6 protein-coding genes are annotated in these 9,080 nt (G+C 71.3%); 3 read left to right on the forward strand and 3 right to left on the reverse strand.

Going from position 1 to position 9,080, the window contains the following annotated elements:
- Positions 1-8: 8 nt before the first annotated feature.
- Together mltG and ACWEN3_RS11920 are read right to left on the reverse strand one after the other, a co-directional pair.
- The gene (gene mltG, locus ACWEN3_RS11915; RefSeq protein WP_452968886.1) at positions 9-899 is read right to left on the reverse strand and encodes an endolytic transglycosylase MltG; all 891 of its coding nucleotides are present in this window, start codon (positions 897-899) and stop codon (positions 9-11) included.
- A gap of 43 nt (positions 900-942) precedes the next feature.
- Positions 943-2,745, reverse strand: coding sequence for an ABC transporter ATP-binding protein (locus ACWEN3_RS11920; RefSeq protein WP_452968889.1), 1,803 nt, complete (start codon positions 2,743-2,745; stop codon positions 943-945).
- A 114-nt stretch (positions 2,746-2,859) separates the two neighbouring features.
- On the opposite strand from ACWEN3_RS11920, the gene ACWEN3_RS11925 reads away from it, so the two are divergent.
- Positions 2,860-3,309 carry a MarR family winged helix-turn-helix transcriptional regulator gene (locus tag ACWEN3_RS11925; protein ID WP_452968891.1) on the forward strand — a complete coding sequence of 150 codons (450 nt, stop codon included), beginning with the start codon at positions 2,860-2,862 and terminating at the stop codon, positions 3,307-3,309.
- Between the two features lie 147 nt (positions 3,310-3,456).
- Here the strand turns inward: ACWEN3_RS11925 and ACWEN3_RS11930 are convergent, their stop codons facing one another.
- A complete protein-coding gene (locus ACWEN3_RS11930; protein WP_452968894.1) occupies positions 3,457-5,067 on the reverse strand; it encodes a peptide-N4-asparagine amidase in 1,611 nt (536 codons plus the stop codon).
- 153 nt (positions 5,068-5,220) lie between these two features.
- Here ACWEN3_RS11930 and ACWEN3_RS11935 point away from each other — a divergent pair, with 153 nt between their 5' ends.
- Together ACWEN3_RS11935 and ACWEN3_RS11940 are read left to right on the forward strand one after the other, a co-directional pair.
- Entirely contained in the window at positions 5,221-6,813 is a 1,593-nt protein-coding gene (locus tag ACWEN3_RS11935; protein WP_452968897.1) for a M1 family metallopeptidase, read from the forward strand.
- Between the two features lie 283 nt (positions 6,814-7,096).
- Complete coding sequence (locus ACWEN3_RS11940; protein WP_452968899.1) at positions 7,097-9,049, forward strand: N-acetylmuramoyl-L-alanine amidase; 1,953 nt, start codon at positions 7,097-7,099, stop codon at positions 9,047-9,049.
- The last annotated feature ends 31 nt before the right edge of the window (positions 9,050-9,080 follow it).

Below are 9,080 nucleotides of genomic sequence, written 5' to 3' on the forward strand. Positions count from 1 at the left end.
CCGTCGGCTCAGCGGACCGTGGACCGCGGGGAGGCCGGGGGCTTGCCCGGACTCTGGCTCGGCTGCTGTCCCGTGGTCTGGTGGGCGGCGTTGAAGTCCGCCACGTTGCGCACGTGCGTCGCGTAGTCGGCGGTGAAACGGGTGTCCCCGGGCTTGACCGTCACGAAGTACAGCCAGTTGCCCGGCGTCGGGTTGATGGCGGCGCGCATCGCGTCCTCGCCGGGGTTGTCGATCGGCGTCGGCGGCAGGCCCATGCGCTGGTAGGAGTTGTACGGGCTCTCGATACGGATGTCGTCCTGGCTGGTGCGCAAGGTGGATCGGTTCAGCGCGTAGTTGAGGGTGGAGTCCATCTGCAGCGGCATCCCGCGCTCCAGCCGGTTGAGGATGACCCGGGAGACCTTGCCCATGTCCTCCTTCGTCGTGGCCTCGGCCTGGATGATGCTGGCGATGGTGAGGGCCTGGTAGACGTTCATCGCGTTGCGCTGCGCCCCCGCGGCGACCGGCGCCCCGTCGAACTTCTGGTTGGCGGTGTCGACCATGTAGCGCAGGACCGACTCGGGGGTCGCGCCCGGTCGCAGGGGATACGTCGCGGGGAAGAGGTAGCCCTCGGGGTTGCCGTCGGCGTCGTGGGGCAGCTTGAGGCCGGCCTTGCCGAGGGACTTGCGGGTGCTGCCCGAGGGCAGCTTGAGGGCCGTGTCGATCGCGTCGTAGACCTGGCTCGCGCGCCATCCCTCCGGGACGACCAGCGTGACGGGTTTCGCCTCCTCGTAGTGCTCGTGCGGCCTCAGCAGCGGCACCGCCACGGCGGTGCCGGCAGCGACGGCGCCGGCAGCGACGAGGGCGAGTCGGCCCCGGCGTGTCAGTCGGATCGTGCTCCGTGGCGGAGTGTACTTCTGCATGCGGGCACGGTAATACGCATATGCTCACAAACCCGGCATATGTTCAGCTTGTCGGCTCCAGTTGCGCATCCCGGCGCACCAAGGCCGCGTATCGCCCGTCCCGCTCCAGCAGTTCCTCGTGCGTACCACGCTCGGCGACGCGCCCGGAGTCCAGTACGACGATCTGATCGGCACCACGGATGGTGGACAGGCGGTGGGCGATGGTGATCGTCGTCCGGTCGGCCGAGAGGGCGTCGATGGCCTCCTGCACGGCGGCTTCCGTCCGGTTGTCGAGCGCGCTGGTCGCCTCGTCGAGGATGAGGACTGGCGGGTCGCGCAGGATGGTGCGGGCTATGGCGAGGCGCTGCTTCTCTCCGCCGGAGAAGCGGTGGCCGCGTTCGCCGACGACCGTGTCGTAGCCGTCGGGCAGCGCGGCTATGTGGTCGTGGATCTGCGCCGCCCTGGCCGCCGCGTGCAGTTCGGCGTCGGTGGCGTCCGGACGGGCGAACCGGAGGTTGTCGGCGACGGAGGCGTGGAAGAGATACGTCTCCTGGGAGACGACGCCGACCGCGCGCGCGAGGGTGTCGAAGTCGAGGTCGCGGACGTCGGCGCCGTCGATGGTGACGCGGCCGCCGGTGACGTCGTAGAGCCGGGGCACCAGGTAGCCCAGCGTGGACTTGCCGGCGCCGGTGGGGCCGACGACCGCCAGGCTGCCGCCGGCGGGGACGGTGACGTCGATGCCGTCGAGGACGGGCCCGCCCTTGTCGTCGTAGTGGAACTCGACCCCTTCGAAGCGGACTTCGCCCTTGATCTGGTCGAGGTGGACCGGCCGCTCACGCTCGGTGATGTCGATCGGCAGGTCCAGATACTCGAAGATGCGCTGGAAGAGAGCGAGGGAGGTCTGGATCTGGACGCCGGTCGCCAGCAGGCTCACGGCCGGACGGAACAGGCCCTGCTGGAGCGAGACGAAGGCGACGATGGTGCCGAGCGAGACCTGCGGGCCGCCGAAGTGCAGGGCCAGGCCCGCCGTCCAGTAGATGACGGCGGGCATCGCGGCCATGACGATCGTGATCACGGCCATGCGCCAGCGGCCGGCCATGTTCGACTTCACCTCGAGGTCGACCAGGCGCTCGGACTCCTCCGCGAAGGACGCGGTGAGCGAGTCGGAGCGGCCCATGGTGCGGCCGAGCAGGATGCCGCTGACGGAGAGCGACTCGGTGACGGTGGCGGCCATCGCGGCCATCTGCTTCTGCCGCTGGGTGGTGATCTTCTTGCGTTCGTTGCCCACCCGGCGGCTGATCCACACGAAGGCCGGCAGCAGGAGCAGCGAGACGATCGTGAGCCGCCAGTCGAGGGCGACCATCGCGACGATCGTGGCGACCACGCTGGTGGTGTTGGAGACCAGGGAGGTTGCGGTGGAGGTGACGGTCGCCTGCATGCCGCCGATGTCGTTGGCGATGCGAGACTGCACCTCGCCGGTGCGGGTGCGGGTGAAGAAGGCGAGCGACATGCGCTGCAGGCGGCCGTAGACGGCCGTGCGCAGGTCGTGCATGACGCGCTGGCCGACGGTGGTCGAGATCAGGGTCTGCAGCACGCCGAAGACGCTGGAGAGGACCGCACTGAGGATCATGCCGAGCGCGAGCAGGCTCAGCAGGCCGGTGCGGCCGTGAGGGATCGCGACGTCGAGGGTCTCCTTCAGCAGGAACGGTGTGGCCACCGAGACCAGGGAGGAGGCGCCGACCAGCAGGCCGACGATCGCGAGCCGTCCGCGGTAGGGGCGGAAGAGCTTCAGGATGCGGCGTACCTGCCGGGGCTGGTCCTTGGCGTCTGGAGGCGGGGACCAGGAGAGTTCACGGTCGGGATGCATGGGCTCCTACGGAGGTGAGCGGGCGCCGGCCGGGGAGCGGCCGACGATGACGGACGGATCGCAGGTCATTGTTACCTATACTCACAATGAACTGCATCCTGATATTGTTCCCGCATGACCACCCCCGATCCCGACGGCCTGCTCGCCGAGCAGTTGCTGCGGCTCACCCGCCGGGTGCACCGGATCCAGAAACGCCATCTGGAGGAGCGCGAGCTGGGCGTCACCCCCGCCCAGTCCCGGCTGCTGCGCACCCTCGCGCACTACGGCTCGCCGCCGCGCATGGCCGACCTCGCCGAGCGCCTGGAGGTGGTGCCCCGGGCGGTGACGACGCTGGTCGACGGGCTGGAGGCGAGCGGCAAGGTGCGCCGGGCCGCGGATCCGGCGAACCGGCGCGTGACCCGGATCGAGCTGACGGACGAGGGGCGCGCGACCCTGCGCGAGCTGCGCGGCGCGCGCCGCTCGGCGGCCGAGGAGATACTCGCTCCGCTGACGGAGAAGGAGCGCCAGGTCCTCGGCGTGCTGCTGGACACCCTGATCGACGGGGAGACCGCCAAACGCTGCTGACCCCGTGCGGCCCCCTCCCGCGGTTCAGCGGAAGAGGGCCGTCCGGACCGATCCGTGCGCCGGCCGACCGTCAGGAGCGGGTTCCCGTCACCGGTCACGCGGAGCCGCTCCTTCCGAGTCGCCCGTGCGCCGCGAGGGACGCCGGACTCAGCAGTGGTCGCGGTCCTCCGTCAGGACGCCCTGAGCGGTGGCCAGCGAGTGGTCGTAGCAGCCGCCCGAGCCGTACAGGCGGTAGCGCTCGGACGAGGTGCCGACCGCGTGCCGCTGGTCGCGCGGAACGTTGAGCGTGTACGCGGCGTCGCCGCTGTAGGTGTCGTCGAGGCGCGACCACGCGGTGCGCCGGCCGTCCCGCAGCTCCACGACCGAGGCACGGTCGCCGAGGGTCAGCGCGGTGCGCAGCCGGTTGTCCGAGGCGATGGTGGTGGCGCCGTCCATCGTGTACGTGCGCAGCGTCTGCGTCACACGCGCGGGGCCGTGGCCGCCGACGGCGACGGTCGCGTCGTCGGTCCAGGTCGCGTCCAGTCCGTCGGTGTTCTCGCCGTCGGTCCAGCGGTGGACGGAGGTGTTGGCGAGCGTCCGGGTGACGGTGGTGGTCACGCGGCCGTGCGAGGTGTCGAGGTATCCGGCGACGGTGAGCCGGTGTCCGGCCTCGGTGTTCACACGGTTCTCGGAACCGGGCGTGTAGGTGGAGGAGTTGGCGATGTCGGTGGCCCGGTCCTCGGTGAGCGCGCCGGTGAGCCGGTAGCGGTGCGCGTCCTGCCAGACCAGTACGTTCACCGGGGTGCTCCAGCCTGACTGTCCCGCCGGCACGCCTGCGACGGAGACCTCGACGCGGTGCGGGCGGCCGTCGTCGAGGAGGGCCGCGAAGGGGGTGAGGTCGTACTCGACGGGCCGGACGTCGAAGGCGTGCGGGGCCGGGATCACGTACCAGAGGAAGGGGTCGGACCAGCCGCCGGTCCACACGTTCGGGTACGGCGCGGCAATGCCGGCCAAACGGCCGTCGACCTTGATCTGCACCTCGCGGTAGGGGCCGTGGTCGGCCTTGCAGGAGTAGGACGCGGGGTCGGCCACCGTCAGGTACCAGAACTCCTCGCAGCCGCCGCCCGACCCGGTCGCGTAGACCTCGGCGACGATCCGTTCGCTGTTGCGCGGGGTGGTGAGCGTGGTGCCGTCGGGGCTGTCGGCCAGGGTGAGGACGCGGTCGGGGGTGCGCCCGGCGGGGCGGCCCGCGTAGAAGGTCAGGCTGACGTGCACGTCGATGACGCCGGTGTAGGTGGCGTCGACGACGTTGCCGATGAGCATCTCGACGTCCTGCGGGCTGCGGAAGGTGTCGGTGTAGCGGGTGACGTCCTTCTCGACGTGCCATTCGATGCCGTCGGGCGAGGGCTCCGGCGTGGAGGTGCGCAGGATCTCGACCCCGCCGACGTGCAGATAGCCGAGCCGGTCGTACTGACGTCCCTTCACCTTGCCGTCGAGGCGCAGGACGACCTTGCTCCAGCGGTCGCCGCAGCCCTGGGGCGGGGTGTACCGGCTCCGGTAGGGGGTGAAGTCACGGAACTGGGCGTCGGCGAGGGTGACCTGGCACGATCTGGTGTGCGGCCGGTCGACGGGCGGCGCCGCGGTCAGCGGGTCGTGCCAGTCGGTGCCGAACTCGGCGGGGACGCCGTCGGCCCGGGCGGTCGCGGCCCCGGCACCGAAGAGGGTGCCCGCCAAGAGGATCACTCCGGCAAGCATGGACATGACCATCCGAATTCTCATGGCCGGTGTTCTACGGGGAGTTGGCCGCCGACCGCAATGGAGCAGACCGGCCGAAGACCGTCATACGAGCATCCGGGGGGCGAGTACCCGTCACACGGCCGCACATCATGGACATTTAGTGCTATAAATGGATCATCCGGGCATAGTGCGGGCATGGAGATCATGCCCGCAGGCAGCCCGGCCGGGCACCCGCGCCGCGAGTCCGGGAAGGGGCGCTCCCGCCGTGCGGCCCTCGCTCTCGCCGGTGCCGTCGCCCTCACCGGAGCGGCCGTCCTCACCGACGTGCTCCCTCACGAGGGCCGCGACGCGCCCGCTCCCGGCCCCGCCGCCTCACCCGGCCCCGCCGCCTCACCCGGCCCGGCCGCCGCGGCGGGGCCGGCCCCGTCCCCCGGCGCTCCCGGCATCGGCGACCCGCTGATGCCGCTCGCCGGCAACGGCGGCTACACGGTCCGCCGTTACACCCTCGACTTCGACTGGCGGGCCCCACGGACGCCCTTCGAGGCCGGCGCCACCATCAGCGCCACCGCCACCCAGGCCCTGTCCCGCTTCGACCTCGACTTCGCGGGCAACACCCTGCACAAGGTCACGGTCGACGGCGCACCGGCCGCCGCCGTACGAGACGGCGACGAGCTCGTCGTCACGCCCGCGCATCCCCTCGCGCGCGGGAGCACGTTCACCGTCCATGTCGCGTACACCGCCGACCCCACCCAGCAACGGCACCGCGACGACGCGATCCGGGACTACGGCTGGGTGCCCACGCCCGACGGCACCGTGGTCTGCGCGCAGCCCGACGGCGCCAAAATGATCTTCCCGGCGGACGACCACCCGAGCCTGCGGGCACCGGTCACCTTCCACATCACCACCCCGGCGGGTGTCAGCGCGGTGGCCAACGGCCGCCTCACCGGCACCGTCCGGCGGCCCGACGGGCGCGTCCGGTGGACGTACGACTCCGAGCAGCCGATCGCGGCCCAGCTGGTGCAGCTGGCGATCGGGAAGTTCGACTTCGTCGACAGCAGCGGGCCGCGCGGGCTGCCCGTACGGGACGTGGTCCCTGACCGGCTGGTCAAAGACACCGAGGCGTACCGCTCGCTCACCCCGGAGCACCTGGCCTGGCTGGAACAGCGGCTCGGCCCGTACCCGTTCCGCCGCTACGGTGTGCTGGTCGGGGACACCGAGCTGCCGGTGGCGCTGGAGACCCAGTCGCTGTCCGTCGTGCCCAAGGACGACCTGCTGGGCGACCGGGTCGACGCCGAGCGCAATCTCGTGCACGAGCTGACCCACCATTGGGCGGGTGACAGCGTCGCCATCCGGCGCTGGTCGGACCTGTGGCTGAGTGAGGGTCACGCCCGCTTCTACGAACGGCTGTACTCCGACACGCACGGCGGTGTCAGCCTCGAGGACGCCATGCGCGCGGCCTACGAGCAGCACGACCAGTGGCGGCACGACGACGGGGCCCCAGCCGAACCGACCGCGTCCACGCTGTTCAAGGTGATGCGCTACGACGGCTCCGCGCTGGTCCTGTTCGCCCTGCGGGAGAAGGTCGGCGCCGAGACCTTCGAGCGCATCGAACGGTCTTGGGTGACGACGTATCGGGGCCGTGCGGCCGGCACCGCGGACTTCATCGCCCTCGCGTCCCGGGTCGCGGGCCAGGATCTGAAGCCGTTTCTGACCGCGTGGCTCTACGGGCCGCACACCCCGCCCATGCCCGGCCACCCCGACTGGCAGGTCGACCCGGTCGAGGAGTGAGCCCGCGCGCCGTCGGCGCCGGGCCGTTCCCGGCACCCGCGCTGACGGTCCGTCGGAGCGTGGTCGCTGCCGCCGACCGGGTGGCCTCTGCCGGGCCGCTGGTCCACCCCGGTGACCCTTGGCGCGACGGGACACGCCGGGCACGGAAACGTACAAGGGGTGGTTGTCAGGGGCAACTCCTTTGTCCTGGCTGCGATGAGCATGTTTGGAGACCCGTGCCATGAAAAGACCCACCGCCCCACGTGTCCCCAACCGCGTCCGCGTGTGCCGCCGGTCGGCATGCGTGATCGGATCGGCGGCACTGCTGGCGCCGCTGCTGCTCGGCCCGATGTTCGACGACGACGCGCCGGAGCAGAACCTGCAGAACGCCTTCGCGGACGCAGCGCGCGAGTACCACGTGCCGCGCAGCGTGCTCATGGGCGTGTCCTACGTGCAGTCGCGCTGGGACTCCCACCCGGGCTCCCCCAGCGTCGCGGGCGGCTACGGACCGATGCACCTGCTGGACACCAGCCGGGTCCGGACGCCGTCGGCCGCCGCGGGGCCGGAGACTAAGCACGACAGCGACGGCCGGCAGAGCACCGGCTCGGCGGGGGCGCCCGCCGGACAGGAAGCCGGCACCCTGGCCGGCCGCGCCGTGCGGCCGGCGGACCTGCAGCGCGCCGCGCGCCTGACCCAGGCCCCGGCCGACCGTCTGCGGACGGACCCCGCCGCCAACGTACGCGGCGGCGCCGCGCTGCTGGCGGCCACGCAACGACAGCTCGGCAGGCCCCTCAGCGACAACCCGGCCGAATGGTGGGAGGCGGTGGAACGTTTCCCCGGCACACCTGACATCCAGTCGGCGGCGACCTACGCGAACGACGTCTTCGGGGTGATCCGGAAGGGAGCGCACCGCACCACTGCCGAAGGGCAGGAGGTCTCCCTCCCCGCCAGCCCTGGCGTGCGCCCCCGCACCGCCCGCCAGCAGAGCGCACGGCGGTCGAAGAACGCCGAGTGCCCCGCCGAGCTGAGCTGCGACTGGCTCGCCGCGCCGTACGTGCAGATCGACGACGACGGCGACTACGGCAACCACGACCTCGCCGACCGGCCCAGGGACCAGAAGATCGAGTACATCGTCATCCACGACACCGAGGCGACGCTGAAGAGCATGTTCCAGACCGTGCAGGATCCCACGGAGGCGTCCTGGCACTACTCGATCCGCTCCACCGACGGCCATGTCACCCAGCACGTGAAGACCAAGGACGAGGCCTGGCACTCCGGCAACCAGTTCGTGAACGCGCGCTCGATCGGCGTCGAGCACGAGGGCTTCCTCAGACAGCCGGGCACCTGGTACACGGAGGAGATGTACCGGACCTCGGCACGTCTGGTGCGTTACCTGGCCAAGAAGTACCACGTTCCGCTCGACCGGCAGCACATCTTCGGTCATGACAACGTGCCCGCGCCGACCGCCGACTCGATCCCCGACATGCACGACGACCCCGGTCCCTTCTGGGACTGGCGGCACTACTTCGACCTCCTCGGCGCGCCGCTGCGGGCCACGGCCGGACCGGACAGCGACATGGTGACCATCCTGCCGGACTACGCCACTCACAAGCCGCGGTTCACGGGCTGCTCCCGCAGCGGTGTGCCCTGCCCCCAGCACGGCTCCAGCGCCGTCCGCCTCCACACCCGGCCGGACGAGAACGCTCCGCTCATCCAGGACCCGGGACGCAAGCCCGACGGCGGGCCGTCCACCGAGGACGTCAACGACCTGGGGTCGCGCGTCTCCGCCGGGCAGACCTTCGCCGTCGCCGGACGCAGCGGCGACTGGACGGCGATCTGGTTCCAGGGCCACAGGGCATGGTTCAAGAACCCGAAGCAGCAGCCGACCGCCGTCGGCGCGGCGGGCCGCATGGTGACGCCGAAGGCGGGCCTGGACGAGATCCCGGTGTTCGGACGCGCCCTTCCGGAGGAGGAGGCCTACCCGGAGGGAGTCGAGGAGCAGACCGAGGCGCCGCTCCCCTACCGCTTGCGGGCGGGTCAGCGGTACGTGACCGAGGCCAGCATCGACGGTTCCTACGTCGCCCGGTCCTCCTTCGTCGACACACCCGCCCCGGTGGTCAAGGGCCAGGAGACGTACTACGAGATCCAGTTCGGCCACCGGCTCGCCTACGTCCGGGCGAGCGACGTGGACGTGGTCAACGGGACTGAGGCCGCAGGACCGCCTGCGGCACGGACGGACCAACCGGCGGAGCGCTGAGGCCGCTCTGCCGCCCACCCCTCCCGTGGCC

The sequence above is a fragment of the Streptomyces sp. NPDC004561 genome (assembly GCF_053602155.1).

Coding starts and splice junctions, on each gene's coding strand:
- ACWEN3_RS11920 (WP_452968889.1), bottom strand. CDS start 2,745: ATGCATCCCGACCGTGAACTCTCCTGGTCCCCGCCTCCAGACGCCAAG.
- mltG (WP_452968886.1), bottom strand. CDS start 899: ATGCAGAAGTACACTCCGCCACGGAGCACGATCCGACTGACACGCCGG.
- ACWEN3_RS11930 (WP_452968894.1), bottom strand. CDS start 5,067: ATGAGAATTCGGATGGTCATGTCCATGCTTGCCGGAGTGATCCTCTTG.
- ACWEN3_RS11925 (WP_452968891.1), top strand. CDS start 2,860: ATGACCACCCCCGATCCCGACGGCCTGCTCGCCGAGCAGTTGCTGCGG.
- ACWEN3_RS11935 (WP_452968897.1), top strand. CDS start 5,221: ATGGAGATCATGCCCGCAGGCAGCCCGGCCGGGCACCCGCGCCGCGAG.